At 43.4% G+C, this 19,559-nt stretch carries 15 protein-coding genes; 12 read left to right on the top strand and 3 right to left on the bottom strand.

Translation table 11 applies throughout. The features are described 5' to 3' along the window. Positions 1-18 precede the first annotated feature (18 nt). From B3014_RS09395 to atzF, 6 genes are all read left to right on the top strand, one after another. Entirely contained in the window at positions 19-843 is an 825-nt protein-coding gene (locus tag B3014_RS09395) for an ABC transporter permease (protein ID WP_289245013.1), read from the top strand. Further along, the gene (locus B3014_RS09390; protein WP_289245012.1) at positions 840-1,619 is read left to right on the top strand and encodes an ABC transporter ATP-binding protein; all 780 of its coding nucleotides are present in this window, start codon (positions 840-842) and stop codon (positions 1,617-1,619) included. Before B3014_RS09395 ends, B3014_RS09390 begins: the two co-directional genes overlap by 4 nt. After that, positions 1,616-2,353, top strand: a complete 738-nt coding sequence (locus B3014_RS09385; protein WP_289245011.1) for an urea amidolyase associated protein UAAP1 — start codon at positions 1,616-1,618, stop codon at positions 2,351-2,353. The genes B3014_RS09390 and B3014_RS09385 overlap by 4 nt, the downstream gene beginning before the upstream one ends. An 18-nt stretch (positions 2,354-2,371) precedes the next feature. After that, entirely contained in the window at positions 2,372-3,010 is a 639-nt protein-coding gene (locus tag B3014_RS09380; protein WP_289245010.1) for an urea amidolyase associated protein UAAP2, read from the top strand. A gap of 72 nt (positions 3,011-3,082) precedes the next feature. Next, entirely contained in the window at positions 3,083-6,673 is a 3,591-nt protein-coding gene (uca, locus tag B3014_RS09375) for an urea carboxylase (RefSeq protein ID WP_289245009.1), read from the top strand. Further along, positions 6,673-8,472, top strand: a complete 1,800-nt coding sequence (gene atzF, locus B3014_RS09370) for an allophanate hydrolase (RefSeq protein ID WP_289245008.1) — start codon at positions 6,673-6,675, stop codon at positions 8,470-8,472. The genes uca and atzF overlap by 1 nt, the downstream gene beginning before the upstream one ends. A gap of 43 nt (positions 8,473-8,515) precedes the next feature. On the opposite strand, the gene B3014_RS09365 is transcribed toward atzF, so the two are convergent. Together B3014_RS09365 and B3014_RS09360 are read right to left on the bottom strand one after the other, a co-directional pair. Then, positions 8,516-8,812, bottom strand: coding sequence for a YMGG-like glycine zipper-containing protein (locus B3014_RS09365; protein WP_289245007.1), 297 nt, complete (start codon positions 8,810-8,812; stop codon positions 8,516-8,518). 81 nt (positions 8,813-8,893) lie between these two features. After that, entirely contained in the window at positions 8,894-10,915 is a 2,022-nt protein-coding gene (locus B3014_RS09360) for an LTA synthase family protein (protein WP_286304937.1), read from the bottom strand. Positions 10,916-11,180: 265 nt separating this feature from the next. Between B3014_RS09360 and B3014_RS09355 the strand changes: the two genes are divergently transcribed. Further along, entirely contained in the window at positions 11,181-12,881 is a 1,701-nt protein-coding gene (locus B3014_RS09355) for a methyl-accepting chemotaxis protein (RefSeq protein ID WP_286304936.1), read from the top strand. Positions 12,882-13,100: 219 nt separating this feature from the next. Beyond that, a complete protein-coding gene (locus tag B3014_RS09350; RefSeq protein WP_289245006.1) occupies positions 13,101-13,673 on the top strand; it encodes a DUF2726 domain-containing protein in 573 nt (190 codons plus the stop codon). A gap of 108 nt (positions 13,674-13,781) precedes the next feature. On the opposite strand, the gene B3014_RS09345 is transcribed toward B3014_RS09350, so the two are convergent. Next, positions 13,782-14,576: an NAD(P)H-flavin reductase gene (locus B3014_RS09345; protein WP_289245005.1), complete on the bottom strand. Its 795-nt coding sequence runs from the start codon at positions 14,574-14,576 to the stop codon at positions 13,782-13,784. 109 nt (positions 14,577-14,685) lie between these two features. Between B3014_RS09345 and B3014_RS09340 the strand changes: the two genes are divergently transcribed. From B3014_RS09340 to B3014_RS09325, 4 genes are all read left to right on the top strand, one after another. Next, entirely contained in the window at positions 14,686-15,594 is a 909-nt protein-coding gene (locus B3014_RS09340) for a LysR family transcriptional regulator (RefSeq protein WP_289245004.1), read from the top strand. Positions 15,595-16,215: 621 nt separating this feature from the next. Next, positions 16,216-17,193, top strand: coding sequence for a DUF1852 domain-containing protein (locus tag B3014_RS09335; RefSeq protein ID WP_289245003.1), 978 nt, complete (start codon positions 16,216-16,218; stop codon positions 17,191-17,193). 27 nt (positions 17,194-17,220) lie between these two features. Further along, a complete protein-coding gene (locus B3014_RS09330; RefSeq protein ID WP_289245002.1) occupies positions 17,221-18,249 on the top strand; it encodes a methionine synthase in 1,029 nt (342 codons plus the stop codon). A gap of 81 nt (positions 18,250-18,330) precedes the next feature. Continuing rightward, positions 18,331-19,155 (top strand): sulfite exporter TauE/SafE family protein, encoded by an 825-nt coding sequence (locus B3014_RS09325; RefSeq protein ID WP_289245001.1) that lies wholly within the window; start codon positions 18,331-18,333, stop codon positions 19,153-19,155. Positions 19,156-19,559: the final 404 nt, after the last annotated feature.

The following is a 19,559-nucleotide window of genomic DNA, read 5'->3' as shown; positions in this document are numbered from 1 at the left end:
ATCAGTCCGAGAATCATTATGAAACGACTTATCAATCAGCAGCCCAGTAAAGCCGGTAAATGGTTATTAGGTGCTTTACCTTTTATCCTGATTTTACTGGTCTATCTGGTCGCATCGAATGAACGCCTGGCGGTGAACCCAAACGACAAGCTGATGCCTTCATTTGAAGCATTCGGTCATGCGATTCACACTATGGCGTTTGAGCCGAGCAAGCGTACCGGTGATTATCTTCTGTGGGCTGATACGCTGGCCAGTTTGCAACGGCTTGGGATTGGTGTGGGTATCAGTGCACTTATCAGTCTGATTGTCGGTATTCTTATTGGCATCATTCCTTTACTTCGTGCGGGTTTTGCACCAGTGGTGACCGTTATATCACTGGTACCGCCATTAGCCATTCTACCTATCCTGTTTATTATCTTTGGTTTAGGTGAAGTCGCTAAAATTACTTTAATCGTACTGGGTATCACGCCTTTTCTGATTCGTGATGTGCAGCTACGTGTTATGGCCTTACCTGAAGAACTCATCATCAAGGCACAAACCCTAGGCGCCTCAACCTGGCAATTGATTGTGCGGGTAGTGCTGCCTCAGGTCTTACCAAAGTTGATTGATGCTGTGCGTTTGAGCCTGGGTGCGGCTTGGCTGTTTCTCATTGCCGCAGAAGCCATCTCGGCAACAGAAGGGCTTGGTTATCGTATTTTCTTAGTCAGACGTTATCTGGCGATGGATGTGATTTTGCCCTATGTATTGTGGATTACCTTATTGGCCTTTCTGACTGATTATCTATTACGTCGTTTGTCCTTATATGCCTTCCCATGGCAGCAATCAGAGGGAGGGGCTAAATGAACAATATTGAACTGAAAAAGTTATGGAAAGAGTACGGCGATAATGTGGTGCTCGAAAATATCAACCTGACAGTGAAAGCAGGGGAGTTTATAACGCTGGTGGGCGCTTCAGGCTGTGGTAAAACCACCTTTCTGAAAATGCTGCTGGGCACAGAGAAACCCTCTCGAGGAGAATTATTACTGGATGGTGATCCCATTCGTGATGAGCCCGATGCTAACCGTGGCATCGTCTTCCAGCGTTACTCTGTTTTTCCACACTTGAACGTAATTGAAAATGTCATGTTGGGTGTGGAATTTGGTCAATCAAAATTATTGGGTAGATGTTTTGGCAGCAAGCGTCGACAGGTCCGTGCCCAAGCTCAGGAAATGTTAGAACTTGTCGGGCTTGGTCATGTCGCCAATCAATATCCCACTTCTTTATCTGGCGGTATGCAGCAACGCTTAGCGATTGCCCAGGCCTTAATCAAACAACCGAAAGTGTTATTGCTGGATGAACCATTTGGGGCGCTTGACCCTGGTATTCGTTCAGACATGCATGCCTTGATTTTAGATATCTGGCAAAAAACCGGTATCACCATTTTCATGATTACCCATGATTTAACCGAAGGGTTTTATTTGGGCACTCGCTTATTGGTGTTCGATAAACACCGTCAAGACCCAGATAACCCAAATCGATATGGGGCATCCATTACTTTTGATATTCCCGTCGGTGACACAAGGAAATCCACTTTGGATGACATCTCAAACACAATGAAACAAAAGCAGGAAACAGTATGAGCGAGAAACAAAACGATCTGATTTATGAGGATACATTGCCTGGTGGCACGCATTGGTCAATGTTAGTCAGAAAGGGCACAACACTGCGTCTGATTGATAAAGAGGGCGGTGCGAATGTCGGTATGCTCTTCTACAACCCGATGAGTAAGCTGGAGCGTTACAACGCGCCAGACACCTTGAAATGTCAACATACATTCAAGCTGACGAAAGGCCATTGTTTGTACTCAGATATGGGACATGTATTTTGCTCTATCATCGATGACAGCGTTGGTTGGCACGATACTGTAGGCGGAAACCTTTCCACTGAGAAAATGAAAAACCGTTGGGCTGATAGAAGTTATCAGGAAGCGGGCAATGACTGGACCTTAAGTGGCGAACATGCATTTTTGGTGGAGTTAGCCAAATACGGCATGAATCGTCGTGATATGGCGGCCAATCTGAATTTGTTCAGTCAGGTCAAAACCGATGCTGATGGCAATATGCAGTTTGTTGAAAACAATAGTAAAGCCGGTGACTTCATCGATTTACGTTTTGAGATGGATACGCTGGTTATCTTCCATACTTGCCCACACCCGATGAATACCGCTGAAGCCTACCCCAAACATCCCGTTATCTATCAGTTAAGAGAATCTGCACCAGTGACTGAAGATGACGAATGCGTGAATCACTGTGCAGAGAATCAGCGTGGTTTTGAGAATAACCGTATCTACCATCAATGCGGTCATCATCATTAATTAGGGAAGGATATTGTTGTGATTAAAGAAAGTAATTTAAACCCTGAACAAGCCAGCTATCGTGATGAAGTGTTAGCAGGCGATTATTGGATGCATGAGCTCAAAGCCGGCGAAACGCTGCGAATTGTTGATTCACATGGTAATCAGGCCGCTGATACTTTGTTTTACAGTTTAGCGGACCCCAGTGAGCGCTACAGTGCGATTGATACCCTTCGTGAGCAAGGTAATGTCTACCTCACTGCAGGCACAACATTGTTGTCAAATCTTGGCCGTCCCATGTTAGAGATCACTGCCGACACCTGCGGACGCCACGATACGCTGGGCGGTGCTTGTGCAACAGAGTCCAACACTGTGCGTTATTCGCTGGAGAAAAAAACCATGCACGCCTGCCGAGATAGCTGGATGCTGGCGGTAGCCGAAAACGAGCACTTTGGTGTCAGCAAACGCGATATCACTCATAACATTAACTTTTTTATGAATGTGCCTGTGACTGAAGACGGCCATTTGACCTTTGCAGATGGTATTTCTGAAGCAGGTAAGTATGTGGAAATGACAGCAAAAATGGATGTGATTGTGTTGATCTCCAACTGTCCCCAATTAAATAACCCATGTAATGCTTATAACCCGACACCGGTTGAAGTGGTGATCTGGGGATAATACGGATTATGTTTCGGGACGACCTGAAACAGCGCTTTATTAGCTGGGACGACCCAGATAGGAATACCCATCATGTTTAAGAAAGTTTTAATTGCTAACCGGGGCGCCATCGCCACACGGATTACTCGCACTTTGCATGCGATGAATGTTCAGGCAGTCGCTATATATGCCGAAGCTGATCGAGACTCATTGCATGTCAGTGCTGCAGATGAAAGCTACTCACTTGGCGAAGGCCGTGCCAGTGAGACTTATCTTAATCAACAACGCATTATTGAGATTGCCAAACAGTCTGGTGCTGAAGCGATTCACCCCGGTTATGGTTTTCTGAGTGAAAACCCCGGATTCGCTCGTTTATGTGAACAAAACAATATTGTTTTTCTCGGCCCCACTGCAGAACAGATGGAGTCGTTTGGCCTGAAGCACAGTGCCCGGGCATTGGCAGAAGAGAACGATGTGCCTTTATTACCAGGCACAGGCTTATTAACCTCTTTAGAAGATGCCGTAACCCAAGCCAATGATGTCGGCTATCCCGTCATGCTCAAATCTACTGCTGGTGGCGGTGGTATCGGTATGAACCGTTGTGATGATGAAGCTTCATTACGTCAGGCGTTTAACTCAGTTAAAAACCTCAGTGCTAATAACTTTTCCAATGATGGGGTATTTCTTGAGAAATTTATTACTCGTGCCCGTCATATCGAAGTGCAGGTGATTGGTGACGGGGAAGGGCATGTGCTGGCTCTCGGGGATCGAGACTGTTCCAGTCAACGCCGTAACCAGAAAGTGATTGAAGAAGCGCCAGCACCTAATATTCCTGATGATGTGCGTGCTGAGATGCAGGAAGTCGCCGTCAGACTGATGTCTGCCATTCATTATCGCAGTGCCGGTACCGTGGAATTTGTCTACGACGCCGATAATCAACAGTTTTACTTCCTGGAAGTAAACACCCGGTTGCAAGTTGAGCATGGGGTCACGGAAGAAGTCTACGGCGTCGATCTGGTTCGCTGGATGGTCGAGGTCGGTGCGAAAGAGTCTCAATTACCTGCTACAGCACCTCAACCTAAAGGCCATGCGATTCAGGTGAGATTGTATGCTGAAGATCCGCATAAACAGTTTCAGCCGTCTTCAGGTTTACTGACAGAAGTCATCTGGCCAAAGAGTGAGGCCATTCGTGTTGATTATTGGGTGAAAGCCGGTATCGAAGTCTCTCCTTTTTATGACCCGATGTTAGCCAAAATTATCAGCCATGCTGATAACCGTGAGTCAGCTCATACAAAACTACTGGCAGCCCTGGATGAGTTACAGGTTTACGGTATTGAGACCAATGCCGATTATGTCGGTCAGATTTTACAAGATGATGCATTCTTAAACGCGGCGGTCACCACGCGTTATTTAGATAGTTTTGTCTATCAGCCTTCGACGATCAATGTCCTGTCACCAGGCACTATGACAACGATTCAGGATTATCCTGCACGTGTTGGTTATTGGGATATCGGTGTACCGCCGTCTGGGCCATTTGACAGTCTGTCATTCCGTTTAGGTAATCGTTTATTAGGTAATGATGAGTCCTGTGCGGGTCTGGAAATCACTTTGTCTGGGCCTGAACTAAGCTTTAACGTAGCGACCAGTATTGTGGTGACTGGCGCTGAACTGAGTATTGAGTTAAATGGTGAAAAACAATCACCATGGCAAGTTATTTCAGTACAAGCCGGTGATAAGCTGAAATTAGGTCAGGTAAAAGGCACGGGTGCTAGAGCGTATCTATTAGTGGCTGGTGGTATTCAATGTCCGGAATATTTAGGTTCACGTTCTACGTTCACTTTAGGTCAGTTTGGTGGACATGTCGGTCGTACCTTAAAAACAGGGGATGTATTACATATTCTGCCTGAACAGCAAGTCGCTGATAATGCTGTGATGGCAGCTGCTTTACAGCCTGAAATTGAGCATCATTGGGATATTCATGTGGTGTACGGGCCACATGGTGCACCCGACTTTTTCACTGATAATGATATCGAGATGTTTTTTTCCACAGACTGGAAAATTCATTACAACTCCAGTCGTACCGGCGTGCGTTTGATTGGGCCAAGACCAGAATGGGCAAGAACCGATGGCGGCGAAGCTGGTCTGCATCCTTCTAATATTCACGATAATGCCTACGCTGTTGGGTCTATCGACTTTACTGGGGATATGCCGATTATTCTTGGGCCAGATGGACCCTCTTTGGGTGGTTTTGTTTGTCCGGCAACCGTAATTACCGCTGATTTATGGAAAGTGGGCCAGTTAAAAGCAGGAGATACCGTTCGCTTTATACCTGTATCGATTGAAACAGCCAATGCCTTAGAGCGTGCACAAAATCAGGCGATTGATGGTTTAAGTCAACAATCAATATCCGTAGAGCCTGCCGTTATTGATACGCCTGTGCATGCCATTAGCAAAGATGCTTCATCAGGGATGGATATCACCTACAGACTGGCAGGGGATCACTATCTCTTAGTCGAATTTGGTGAGCAAACCTTAGATATCAATCTGCGGTTTAAAGTACATGCCTTAATGTTGTGGTTACAGGAACAGGCGGTGACGGGCATTTTAGAGCTGACGCCAGGTATCCGTTCGCTGCAGGTGCACTATGACAGTATGGTGTTATCTCTTGATGACTTAATGACTGTATTAAAACAGGCAGAGAAAGATATCCAGCATGTGGATGACTTAGATTTACCCACGCGTATTGTGCATATTCCTATTTCCTGGGATGACGAAGCTTGCCGTTTAGCCAGCGAAAAATATATGCAATCGGTCAGAGAAAATGCCCCATGGTGTCCTGACAACATTGAGTTTATTCGCCGTATCAATGGTCTTGATTCAGTAGATGATGTGAAGAAGATCGTGTTTGATGCCAGCTATCTGGTGATGGGACTGGGCGATGTGTATCTCGGTGCCCCAGTAGCGACGCCAATGGATCCACGACACCGTCTGGTAACGACAAAATACAATCCAGCCAGAACCTGGACCGCAGAAAACTCAGTGGGAATTGGTGGCTCGTATCTTTGTGTGTATGGCATGGAAGGGCCGGGTGGTTATCAGTTTATCGGACGTACTCTGCAAATGTGGAATCGTTACGAAACAACCAAAGAATTTACCAAGCCCTGGTTATTACGTTTCTTTGATCAAATTCAGTTTTATGAAGTCAGCCATGATGAGTTAATGCAGATTCGTCGTGACTTTATTCATGGTAACTATGAACTCAAGATTGAAGAAACACGCTTCAATTTAAAAGACTACAACGCCTTTATTGAACAACATCAAGATGAAATTGATACGTTCACCAGCATGCGTCAGAAAGCCTTTAATGAAGAATTAGAACGTTGGAAACGTGATGGTTTATTGCATTTTGATAGTGGTGATCAACAAGCCGACGTGGATGAAGCTTTATTGCCTCTGGCAGACAATGCGATATCAGTGGATAGCCCATTGAATTGCAGTATCTGGAAAATCGAAGTGGAAGAGGGGCAAGACGTGAAAGAAGGCGACACCTTGATGATTTTAGAAGCGATGAAAATGGAAATTCTGGTGACAGCACCGCAGGCAGGTAAAGTGACTTCACTTTCCAGAAAAGCAGGATCACAAGTAGGTATGGGTGACCGCTTATTAGTACTGGAGGTTGAATAATGTCACAACAAAATATGACCATTACAGCATTACAACAGGCGTATCAGACTGGTGATTTATCGCCAAAACAAGTGATTGAGAATGCCTTAGAGCGTTGTCAGCAATACCTTGATCACAATATCTGGATCGAGTTATTCAGTCTGGAACAACTTCAGCCTTATCTGGATGCTTTGGAAAACAGCAGCATTGAAGACAAACCGCTATTTGGGATTCCCTTTGCTATCAAAGATAATATCGAATTAGCTGGGTTCCCTGTTACGGCTGGCTGTGAAGCCTACGCTTATACGCCCGATAAATCGGCCTTTGTTGTGCAGCAATTGATTGATGCTGGAGCGATTCCCCTAGGTAAAACCAATCTGGATCAGTTTGCTACAGGGCTGGTAGGCGTACGTTCACCTGAAAAATGGGGGCCATGCCATAACAGTTTTGACAAAGACTATATTTCTGGTGGCTCCAGTTCAGGTTCTGCTGTTGCTGTGGCATTAGGTTTAGTCAGCTTTTCATTAGGTACAGATACCGCTGGGTCAGGACGTGTGCCAGCCGCCTTTAATAATCTGATTGGTTTAAAACCAACCCGAGGTTTATTGAGTACCGATGGTGTCGTACCAGCCTGTCGTAGCTTGGATTGTGTATCTATTTTCAGCTTGACTACGGATGATGCCAATACCGTATTTAATGTCGCCGCTGAGTTTGATGCCAATGATGCCTTTGCCAGACCCAATCTGGATATCAATAAAGGTAATTACGGTCAGTTAGCCGAGAGTACGTTTAGTTTCGCTGTGCCAAAATCTGATCAGCTGAATTTTTTTGGTGATGCAGAATATGCTGAGCAATTTGAACAAGCGGTAAAACATCTGGAAAGTCTGGGTGGTGAAAAGTATATTATCGATTTTGAATCATTCTTTACTGCGGCCAGACTGCTTTATGAAGGCCCTTGGGTGGCAGAACGTCGTGTGGCAACAGAAGGCGTTGACAGACAAGCTATGCTGCAAGTCATTCAGGATATTTTAGCGACACAGGAAGATGCCCGAGCAGATGACTTATTTAAAGCGGAATATAAGTTACAGGCCTGCCGACAGCAGGTAAGAGACGTGTTGCAAAGCTATGATTTTATTCTGACGCCAACAGCTGGCACCACCTATACCATTGAACAGGTACTGGCTGACCCGATAAAACTTAATAGTAATCTGGGGCATTATACTAACTTTATGAACCTGCTTGATTGCAGTGCGATAGCGGTACCGACAGGATTTATTTCATCAGGTTTACCGTTTGGGGTGACTTTGTTTTCACGTGCTTTTAGTGATGCCCGATTATTAAGTTATGCCAATTTGATGCAGCAATCATTACGGTTGCCTTTAGGTGCGATAGATGTTGCTTGTCCAGATTCAACAGCAGCTATCTCAGGCTGTGGTGATCGTATCACTGTCGCTGTGTGTGGAGCGCATTTACAAGGACAACCACTCAATTATCAATTGACAGAGCGGGGTGGCGTATTTTTAGAGAAAACGGTAACAGCTAACACCTATAAGCTTTATGCCTTAGCGGGTGGTCCGCCCAAAAGACCTGGACTGGTTCGTGATGAAAATGGGGCAGAAATTGAGATTGAACTCTGGTCTTTACCCACAGCAACGTTAGGCTCTTTTCTGGCAGGCATTGCAGCCCCATTAGGTTTGGGCAAGCTTGAAGTAAAAGATGGACGCTGGGTTACAGGGTTTATCTGTGAGTCTTATGGCCTTGAGCAGGCGACCGACATTACATCTTTCAGATCTTGGCGTAAGTATTTGCTGAATAAATAAGCGATATAAAAAAGCCGTCATTGATGACGGCTTTTTCAGATAACTAACAGTTGCCTTTTTTTGCTTGGCCAGGCGGGCAGAAATGCCCCTGATGGTTTTCATGATGACGTTTGTCATGATGTTCGCTGTGACCTTCTTCATCAGTGTTAACGGCGACACCAGTGGCTGCACCTACAGCACCACCAATCATTGCGCCTTCGCGACCACCCACCTCATTACCCACAGCAGCGCCTATAGCACCACCGATGCCACCACCTACTGCTGCATCGACTGTGGAGCTATCAGCATGAGCAGCAAATGCTGTCATCAACAATGGAATGATCAGGAATTTTATTTTCATATTGTTATTCATCCTCTTTACAAATAACTAGTGCACAACATAACTAAATATAAAAAGGATGGCAATTATTCGCTAGGCTGATCAATTTACAGCAACGCGGTTATCTGGTGTTTTTATACCGGCTTTACCTCGTAATAAAGTCGATGTGGCAGATACAATATAGGCATCTAAACGATGCTCCAGTTTCTCTGTGTCAACAGCGTCATGAAGCGTGTTTGCAGAAGCTTTTGGTAATAACTCATAGTTATATAACGTTGCATTGTTGTCTGTTGATTTAACCAGCACTTTATTATCATCAATGATAGCTGTGGTTGGATCTGAGCCTGATGGTTTAATGACAGCAAATCCGGCGTCATTAATATTTAATAAATCACGGCCCCAGCAGTTATAAGTGGTATCTCCACCCATTAAACCCGCGACTGTCGGTGCAATATCGACTTGAGCGCCGACCGTTGAGTTAGTGTGACCATATTTTCTGACAACATCTGGACCAATCACTAACAGCGGCACATGAAATTTAAGCATATCAATATCGGTGACTTGATTGGGCGTGCTAAAACCATGATCACCCACTAAAACAAAGAGTGTGTTATCGAAATAATTTGATTTGGCTACTTTTTTGAAAAACTGACCTAATGCCCAGTCGGCATATCGCATTGCCGTTAAATGTTCATTCAACTCACCGTGACCAGTCACTTTTGCAATAGGCAGCTGGGTAGGTAAGGCATATGGGGTATGATTGGATAAAGTCTGTAAAAAGGCAAAAAATGGCTTGTCTTTAGGCATTTTTTGTAACTCTTCGGTAGCCCGGTCGAACATATCCTGATCAGATACGCCCCAGGTAGGATCTGAGAAAACAGGATTCACAAAATCATGTCTGCCAATAAAATGCTGCATACCCTGGGCACCAAAAAAGCCTTTTTGATTATCCCAGGCAAAGTCACCGTTATAGATGTACATACTTTGATAACCTCTGTCGGCTGTCATTTGTATCAAACCGGAAAAATGGTTACTGCCTTCAGGCTGTTGCATTAAATACTCATAGTGAGGCAAGTTAGGAAAGCACGCTAATGAAGTAAACATACCTTGGTGAGTGTGTGTGCCGTTTGAGAAAAAGCGATTGAATAACAGGCCTTGTTTGGCGAGTTTGTCGAATTCTGGTGTGATGCCTTCATCATGACCTAAAGCACCGACATATTCACCGCTGAAGCTTTCCATCAGAATGAACACAACATTTAATGGTTTTTGGGTTAAACCCACACGTGCATGATAACTACGTAATACTGGTGAGTACTCGGGGTCTATAAGTTGATCAGATGGCGTTAGAATCATTTCCTCGACAGTACTGTCGGCATCAGCTAATGGCATTTTCTTGAGCCATTTATTATCACCTTTTTTGGTACCGATAACGGCTTTAGCTAATGTATAAACCCCGTTTAAGCCCAAATGATTGGCAAAAAGATAATTACTCTGGAAGGCATCACCCCAACGCAGTGGTGGTCCCTGACGTAATGTGCCTCGTGCGGCCACGACTGATATTAACAATACGACGAGAAATGCCGTCATTCTGAGGCTGTATCGAGTTTTATCAGTGGACTTGGCTTGGTTAATCCGGCTGTTTACAGTAAAGATACAAAATAATGCCGTGATCATTAGACCGATAATGATGAGGTAAGTGACGACAGGAAACCCATACCAAATCATGCTTAATACTGTTGCCGGATCTTCCTTCATATATTCAAAAACCAGGCTGTTCAGCCGTGTATGAAACTCATGATAAAAGTCGAGCTCAACGATAGCGAGAAAGATCATCACGCTGGAAACGAAGGTAAGCCAGACTGTATAGGCTTTACGGTTGCTTAAACCTTTTCTAAACAGTAAGCCAATTATTAATGGCAGCAGCGCATAAACAGTGACAATCAAATCAAAGCGAAGCCCGGTAAGAAAAGCATGAATAAGATCATGACTGGGAATGCTGGCTGTCAGATCATTGTTTCGCCATAAGAGAACGCCTCTTAGTAGCGTCTGTAACAGCATTAAAATGAATGCCGAACTAAAAATAAAATAAAGATCAAAGAATAAGTTGTTTTTATATTTTGACATGGAACATCCGAGCGTTATTGATTGCTCCAGCCTCACTTGAGAGTGGATTAGTCATATAAAGTAGGACGTCAGTCTGAATTGTTTTTATTAACAGATGCTTAAGACAGATACATGATGAGTGATATTGCTCATTAGGCAGAAACTAAGACACGATGAGCTAAAAGTGCTTCATTATTTGGAAATCAGGCCGATATAATTCCTGGTAATGCTATGAAATTTTCATATCAGGCTAAATTCAGACGATTTGTAGATACATGAGGTTGAAATGCAGTTTATTAAGAATCTTCCTATTGGGAAAAAGATTTTCAGTGTGGTGGTTATTCTTGGGCTAACGCAGCTGCTGATTTCAGCCTTTGCTATTTTTAAAATGAATGACATTTCAAGCGAATTTTCTGTCATCTATCAAATGTCGTTACCGCTTGAGAAGAATGTGGCTGAAGCCCGCCAGCTCCAGCTAAAGAAGGCCTCTGAACTACAAACACTAATGATTGATGCCAAATCTGGTGCCAGAAGAAAAGTTATCAAAGAGCATTTTGCCAAGATCGAAGCTATCACGCTGCAAACTAATCAGGCTATGCAGGATATTGTGGCCATTCTTAATGCATCCAAAGACAAAGCGTTAGATGCTGATCTTCAGGCTGATGTGGCGAGTTTGGAAGAAAATACGGCTAAAGTTGTTGAACAGCAAGCCAATTACCAGAAGTATGTCGATAGTGCGATTCAAATCATCAAGCGCGGTGGCAGTATGTCAGGTGGTGGTTATCTCTCAAAAGACGAACAAGCTCAGTTAGTGGCTATTGAAGCGAAGCTGTTTGAAAGCTTACAAGCCATGCAAGCCAGTATTGATAACATTACCAATCGTTCGGTCACTAATGTCAAGGATCTGCAAAGTTCGAGTTTACTCAGCCTGATTGCGATGGCGGTGGTATCTTTGGTTGTTGGTATCTTCATTTCCAAAATTATTATCAGCAATATCGTTACCCCCATTAAAGGTGTCATGAGCGTGCTGACGACGATGGCTCAGGATAATGATTTAACAAAACGCATGAATTTTGCCAGTAAAGATGAAGTCGGTGCGATGGGCAATGCCTTCAATAGCTTTGTCGAAAAATTACAAAAACTGGTCATGGGCATCACTGACGCTTCTGAACAATTATCGACAGCAGCCGAAGAAACGTCGGTAGTCAGTCGTTCAACTAATCAGAATATTGCACAACAGAAAAATGAAACAACGCATGTCGCATCAGCGATTACACAAATGACAGCGACCGTTCAGGAAGTGGCGAATAGTGCTGAAAAAGCCTCAGCGGCCGCAATCAAAGGCGATAAAGACTCAGAGTCTGGAAGACAAGTTGTCGAAGAAATCGTCGCTTCGATTAACAATCTTGCGGACGAAATTAACTCATCTACATCGGTCATCAGAACATTAAAGTCTGATAGTGAAAACATTGGGACTGTACTGGATGTAATCAAAAATATTGCTGAACAAACCAATTTACTGGCGTTAAATGCGGCCATCGAAGCAGCCCGGGCCGGTGATCAGGGACGGGGGTTTGCTGTTGTGGCTGATGAAGTGCGCTCATTAGCCCAAAAAACCCAGGACTCAACAAAAGAAATTGAAGATCTGATTCTCACTCTCCAACAAGGTTCGGATAATGCTGTGAGCTCAATGGAGTTGAATAAGACCAGTATTGAGGGCTTAGTCGCTAAGGCTGTGAATGCAACTAACTCACTGAAGGAAATAACAAATTCTGTCAGTTCGATAACTGAGATGAATACACTGATCGCCACGGCCGCCGAGCAACAAAGTCATGTTGTGAATGAAATTAATAACAATGTTCTCAACATTCAACAGGTATCAGAAAATACGGCCGAAGGTTCAGAGCAGGTATCACAAGCTAGTCAGGAAATTGCTCAGCTAAGTGAAAGACTCACTAATATGGTGAGACAATTTAAAGTGTCTTAAGCTGATGATCAGATAGATGAGTCTGGCTTATCTCTGATTGGAGTGACTGTTTCGCTAACGTGTTTCTATCTTCTATTCGTTTAAGTACTCATAGTCGGTAGCGATGTTTTATCTTGTTATAAAACGAATTCTTACTGGCTCATTCTGTGTTGAGGCTTTTATCTATTGCTGAGCGATGACAACATATTCTAAGATCTGATTTTCAACTGGGATATCTCAATGTCATTTGTTTTCATTTCACTGTTTGTTGTTATATTAGTTGCCGTTTTGCTTCTTTCGCTGATGAAGAAGGATAATAAACAGATTGAAAAAATGAAGGTTTATCCCTATCTGAAGCGCCCATCTTTGTATACGCCCACAGAGAGAGCGTTTAAACACAAACTTCAGCTTGCTGTAAATGAGCAATATGACATTGCTTCTAAAGTCCGTCTCTCTGATTTATTGACGTTGAAACACACCAAATCTAAGTCAGCCAGCCAAAAAGCAAGCCAATATATTCAGTTGATGTATGTGGATTTTGTTCTCAGTGATGCAGAGACGTCAGAGATTTTATGTGCAATTAAACTGAATAATAGCTCTGATGCTCAGCCTGATAAGCAGTACAATGCCTTTATCGATAATGCCTTGAGGGCAGCCAAAATACCTTTATTACACTTTTCTTCTGCAGAAAATGTTGAGCCACAACTGATTGCAGACAAAGTCAAAAAAGCGATTCATCCCGAGTTTGCAATCCATGAGTCATATGCCATCAAAGCTGATGATATAAAAATTCTTATCAACCCTGATAACTAATTTCATCCCGATTTTCGTTAAGTGGCTAAACAGGATTTTCTTTAGCCAAAGAGCAAACGGCTAATCCTCAATGATTCACGCAAAACAAGCCCTCATGGCTTGTTAATCTTAACCTTTAGCCGACGTAAACTTATCTCTTGGCATATATTCAAAAACGTCGGAATAACAATTCGTTTCTTTCAATCCTTTCGGTTCAAGTCTATCGATTGTGCCATAGACCATTTGCGGCGAACCACAGAGATAAGCTTGAACATCATTCAGCTTGTCAAAGTCTTCCTGAATCACTTGATAAAGATAACCAAAGCGAACCGGCCAGTCTGGATCAGCCACCTCTAATACTGGTGTGAAGCTTAGGTTTCTATACTGATTGGACCAATGCTCAAACGTATCCAGCAGGTAAAATTCATTCGCTTGTCTATTGGACCAATAGATATGCACGTTTGCATCAGGCTGTTGTTTAATGATTTCTTCGGTAATTGATTTAACTTTAGCAATGCCTGAGCCTGCTGCAATTAATAGATGAGGTAATGCTAGATCTGTTTTCAGGTATGCGTTTCCCATTGCTAAAGTGACCTTCACTCTCTCATTATTCTCATACAAGGATGACAGTGTTTTTAAGATCTTATTGGCGAACTCACTGCCGTTCTGAATAAAAAGTTGTAAGCGGCGTGGACGAGAGGAATCAATATTGTTTGCAATCGTGTAAGACAGTGATTGTGGTGTACCGTCACCATTCACGTCTAATTCCAATGCTAAGTGCTGACCTGCTGCGTACTCTAACTCAGCCCCTTCAGGCGCTTCTAATTCTATCTCAAAGGTTGTTGCCGTTAATGCATTTAGCTTTTTAACTTGGCAAAAGTACTCAACGACCGGATAGGTCCGAGTATTGGCAGCATCATTCATTCAATAAATCCATCAGTACATGTTTAATCATATTCATAGTCTAAATGACTTAAACAATGAATAAAAATGGTATATTTTCACATACCAATTAATTTTACTCATGAAGCTTATGATCGAACGTACCCATCTAAAAATTGTGCATGCTGTTGAAGAACATGGCTCGCTTACATCAGCCGCTAAAGCTTTATGTGTCACACAATCAGCGCTCAGTCATACCATGCGAAAACTGGAAGATAACCTGGGTACTGAAATCTGGTTGCGAGAAGGACGAAGCTTGCGTTTAACACAAGCAGGTCGTTATTTACTCCATATTGCTAACAGAGTGCTGCCTCTACTTAATTACGCAGAAGATAAGCTTAAGCAGATTGCTCATGGCGAGCGTGGGACCTTAAGAATAGGGATGGAATGCCATCCATGTTATCAATGGTTATTGAAAGTGGTTTCTCCATTTTTAGATTCCTGGCCAGATGTTGATGTGGATGTGAAGCAGAAATTTCAATTTGGTGGGGTGGGGGCGCTGCTTGATTATGAAATCGATCTATTAGTCACGCCCGATCCCTTATATAAAAAAGGGCTGAGTTTCACTCCTGTTTTTGATTATGAGCAAGTGCTTGTTGTACCTCGGCAGCATCCATTAGCAGAGCGCGATTATGCTCGGGCAGAAGATTTATCTGATGAGGTATTACTGACCTATCCGGTAGCCACGAATAGACTCGATATTTATACACATTTTCTTAACCCGGCAGAGGTCGTTCCTAAACAGCATAAAACCAGTGAGACAACTGAAATTATGCTGCAAATGGTGGCATCTGGACGCGGTGTGGCTGCCTTGCCTCGCTGGTTAGCAGAAGAATACTGTCTCAAACTACCGCTTGCTGTGGTGCGTTTGAGTAAAGCTGGTATAGCGAAACAAATCTATTTGGGCACGCGTGAGAGTGATGAGGATATTGCCTACCTCAAAGCGTTTATAGAGCTAGCGCGTAGTTATAATCATCCTATGGGCTTGATAAACCACTGAGGTTGACACAGCGTCCAGTCAAAACCGGTTGATAATCAGCTTTTATTGTATTGCTGATATAGATGCTATGAAGTTGATGGTGACAGAGAGACTATCAGGGTTGACTGTCATTGAGACACAAATTGTCACGCTCAACAACACGGGTAAATAAACATCATAGCCTCATCGAAAAGTCTGGCTTCTCTATTGGCTGTAATAGTGATTTTTCTTCCTCGTGACAGCCGCAGGCTTATTATCTCAGCACGCTATTTAGTGTCTCCACCATCTGACTGTCCACAACATTGTCCTTTCATACGTGCGCTTTAGATTCGTTTTCCACTAAGATGGATGGAATTGAGAGAATAAATGTCATGTCTCTTCGGCAACATTTGCGGTCTGTGTTTTATCCATAAACCCTCGATAATCAGTTCTGTTCATCTAAATCATGAATTTAATTAATCGATATATGAAATAATATCAATTTTATTCATGTGTAAGTCCATGTATAACTTCTCTTACCGCTGAAAGCACAAGTGATTTTGTAAGACCTAATTGAAGCTGGAAACAACTATTAGGCATAAGCAGCGATCAGCGTATGAAATGAATCAAGATGATATTGCATTTAACAGGACACGAATCACGATGAATACAGACTTTGAGTATACGATTAAGCGCATTCGTTTCGACGAGAATTATCAGCCTTCTGATAACACACGGATCACGACCAACTTCGCTAATTTAGCGAGAGGAGAGAGACGTCGGGAGAATTTGCGTAATGCTTTAAGAATGGTAGACAGTCGTTTCAATGCCTTAGCGAATTGGGATAATCCTAGAGGGGAACGTTATGCTGTCGAGCTTGAAATCATTTCGGTCGACATTGATATTGAAGGCAATGGACAACACTTTCCATCTATTGAAATGTTGAAGACCTATATTCTTGATAAAAAAACAAACAAGCGTATCGAAGGCATCGTCGGCAATAATTTTTCATCCTATGTACGAGATTATGATTTTAGTGTGTTACTGCAGGAACATAATAAAGGACGGTCTCAATTCACCATTCCGGATAGATTTGGTGAGCTTCATGGCAAGTTGTTTAAATATTTTGTGTGCTCAGATACTTACAAAGCGAATTTTAATAAACCGCCAGTGATTTGCCTGAGCGTGTCTGATAATAAAACCTACGAGCGCACTGAAAATCAACACCCCATCCTAGGAGTCGAGTACAACGCTAATGAATCGTCTCTCACAGAAAAATATTTCGAAAAAATGGGCTTTAAAGTTCGCTACTTTATGCCTCCAAATAGTGTGGCGCCATTGGCATTCTACTTTTTCGGCGATTTACTCACGGATTACACCAACCTTGAGCTTATCGCCACGATCAGCACCATGGAAACATTTCAGAAAATCTACCGACCAGAGATTTATAACGCCAATGCCGTGGCGGGTAATCTCTACAAGCCTAATCTGAGACATGCTGATCACTCAATTACACAAATTGTGTATGACCGAGAAGAACGCAGTCAGTTAGCTGTTAAACAAGGCAAATTTGCAGAAGAGCATTTCATCAAACCATATCAGGCCGTGCTGCAGAAATGGTTTGAGAATTACGCTTCCTAGTCTACTTACAATATAGAAATTATGATTATGAAAAAACTATTACCCACATCAACAGCTGGTAGTTTGCCGAAACCATCTTGGCTGGCAGAACCTGAAAAGCTCTGGTCTCCTTGGAAATTAGAAGGTGATGCATTAGCCCATGGTAAACACGATGCTTTAAAACTGTCACTACACGAACAACAACGTGCTGGTATTGATATCGTCAGTGATGGTGAACAATCACGCCAACACTTTGTGACCACATTTATTGAACATCTTGATGGGGTCGACTTCGATAAGCGTGAAACAGTCAAGATCCGTGACCGTTATGATGCCAGTGTTCCAACGGTTGTGGGAGCGGTAAGCCGACAAAAACCTGTTTTTGTCGAAGATGCCAGATTTCTGCGTGAACAAACAGATCAGCCAATTAAATGGGCGCTGCCTGGTCCTATGACCATGATTGATACTTTATACGATGGTCATTACAAAAGCCGGGAAAAGCTGGCCTGGGAATTTGCCAAAATTTTGAATCAAGAAGCAAAAGAACTCGAGGCAGCCGGAGTCGATATTATCCAGTTTGATGAGCCGGCTTTTAACGTGTTTTTTGATGAGGTGAATGATTGGGGAATGGCAACCCTAGAAAGAGCTGTAGAAGGACTCACTTGTGAAACAGCTGTTCATATTTGTTATGGCTATGGCATCAAAGCCAACACTGATTGGAAAAAAACATTAGGTTCAGAATGGCGACAATATGAAGCGATCTTTCCCAAGCTACAACAGTCCAGTCTTGATATGATTTCTCTGGAATGTCACAACTCACATGTGCCGATGGAGCTCATCGAACTGATTCGAGGTAAGAAGATTATGGTGGGTGCCATCGATGTGGCGAGCAGCAGCATAGAGACGGCAGATGAGGTGGCGAATACCCTGCGACAAGCACTTCAATTTGTGGATGCCGAAAACCTTTACCCTTGTACGAACTGTGGTATGGCCCCTTTGCCACGTGACTTGGCGCTTGGCAAGCTGAAGGCATTGAGTGCTGGAGCAGACATCATCAGAAATGAACTGTCGTCTTAAACGTAAATGTAAAACCCATGAGGCCATATCAGTCTCATGGTGTGATTACGAGTGTTTTATCGCATAGAGAAGTAAACGAGAGTGCTTGAATTCATAACAACAAATATCACCACATTTTTGGCGCTGATGGCGACGGGCATATTCGCTGGCGTGCTGGCAGGATTACTGGGAGTAGGGGGCGGCATTGTCATTGTGCCCGTGCTGTTTTTCCTGTTTCAAAGCTTTGGTGTCTCGCCAGATTCTGCCATGGTCATTGCAACAGCCACTTCCCTGGCCACAATAGTGCCAACATCACTCAGCTCGATTTATTCACACAGTAAGAAAGGTAATGTCGATTTCGCTCTTTTAAAGCGCTGGGCTGTGTTTATTCTTGTTGGTGTTTTAATAGGAAGTTGGTTGGTGACACGTGTTGATGGAGTGTGGCTGACAGCATTATTCGGCATTATTGCGACCTTATCAGCATTGAATATGTTGATAAGGACAAATAAATCTGCTTTATTTCAGCAATTACCCGACAAGCTGGGTCAATCAGTGATGGGCTCGGCTATTGGCTTTTTTAGCTCTATGGTCGGTATCGGCGGTGGCACACTCTCTGTGCCATTACTGACTTTATATAACTATCCCGCACACAAGGCTGTGGGTACTGCAGCAGCCATAGGTTTAATTATCTCCTTACCTGGCGCTCTTACCATGTTGTTTATCGGGAGCACACCATTAGATGCCCCTGCAGGCACATTTGGCTTAGTGAATATCATCGGCTTTGTATGTATTGTGCCGTTAACGGTGTTATTTGCTCCGGTTGGCGCTACCCTGGCAGCCAAATTAAATGCTCGAAATCTCAAGAAAGTGTTTGCAGTTGTATTGCTGATAACCGGGCTACGTATGTTAGTTCAAGTATTTATGTAAACAGCTGACAGTAGCTTTTAAGATGAGTACATACTAGGAAGCATCCTTTCGGTCCCGAATATCTGCAACGATTTACTGAACGCGTCATATCAGTATAAATAGACTCTTATTTATATAAGAATGAGAGCAGCCAACAATTTTTTCCATATCTTCTTAATTGGATGACAAAACGGATGCTGTAATAAAGCATCAATTGAGAAATATCGCAGACGTTGATTGTTTAACTGGAAAATATAAGCAACTTTGTGAGTCTAGTTTTTAACTACCTTATAAGTAGCTTATATTAGGAGAGGCAGGGAGAAGGGGTAGAGGTTTAACGACAAAGACAGATGGCGCGCCCGGCACGATTCGAACGTGCGACCCCTGGCTTCGGAGGCCAGTGCTCTATCCCCTGAGCTACGGGC

This window comes from Methylophaga sp. UBA678 (assembly GCF_002299105.1).
Lineage (GTDB): Bacteria > Pseudomonadota > Gammaproteobacteria > Nitrosococcales > Methylophagaceae > Methylophaga > Methylophaga marina.
Note: the sequence above shows the minus strand (reverse complement) of the source record. Positions and strands in the feature narration are given on the sequence as shown.

What these genes read in the sequence shown, in the direction of transcription:
- B3014_RS09395 (WP_289245013.1), top strand. Translation starts at nt 19, where the DNA reads ATGAAACGACTTATCAATCAGCAGCCCAGTAAAGCCGGTAAATGGTTA.
- B3014_RS09390 (WP_289245012.1), top strand. Translation starts at nt 840, where the DNA reads ATGAACAATATTGAACTGAAAAAGTTATGGAAAGAGTACGGCGATAAT.
- B3014_RS09385 (WP_289245011.1), top strand. Translation starts at nt 1,616, where the DNA reads ATGAGCGAGAAACAAAACGATCTGATTTATGAGGATACATTGCCTGGT.
- uca (WP_289245009.1), top strand. Translation starts at nt 3,083, where the DNA reads ATGTTTAAGAAAGTTTTAATTGCTAACCGGGGCGCCATCGCCACACGG.
- atzF (WP_289245008.1), top strand. Translation starts at nt 6,673, where the DNA reads ATGTCACAACAAAATATGACCATTACAGCATTACAACAGGCGTATCAG.
- B3014_RS09365 (WP_289245007.1), bottom strand. Translation starts at nt 8,812, where the DNA reads ATGAAAATAAAATTCCTGATCATTCCATTGTTGATGACAGCATTTGCT.
- B3014_RS09360 (WP_286304937.1), bottom strand. Translation starts at nt 10,915, where the DNA reads ATGTCAAAATATAAAAACAACTTATTCTTTGATCTTTATTTTATTTTT.
- B3014_RS09355 (WP_286304936.1), top strand. Translation starts at nt 11,181, where the DNA reads ATGCAGTTTATTAAGAATCTTCCTATTGGGAAAAAGATTTTCAGTGTG.
- B3014_RS09350 (WP_289245006.1), top strand. Translation starts at nt 13,101, where the DNA reads ATGTCATTTGTTTTCATTTCACTGTTTGTTGTTATATTAGTTGCCGTT.
- B3014_RS09345 (WP_289245005.1), bottom strand. Translation starts at nt 14,576, where the DNA reads ATGAATGATGCTGCCAATACTCGGACCTATCCGGTCGTTGAGTACTTT.
- B3014_RS09340 (WP_289245004.1), top strand. Translation starts at nt 14,686, where the DNA reads ATGATCGAACGTACCCATCTAAAAATTGTGCATGCTGTTGAAGAACAT.
- B3014_RS09335 (WP_289245003.1), top strand. Translation starts at nt 16,216, where the DNA reads ATGAATACAGACTTTGAGTATACGATTAAGCGCATTCGTTTCGACGAG.
- B3014_RS09330 (WP_289245002.1), top strand. Translation starts at nt 17,221, where the DNA reads ATGAAAAAACTATTACCCACATCAACAGCTGGTAGTTTGCCGAAACCA.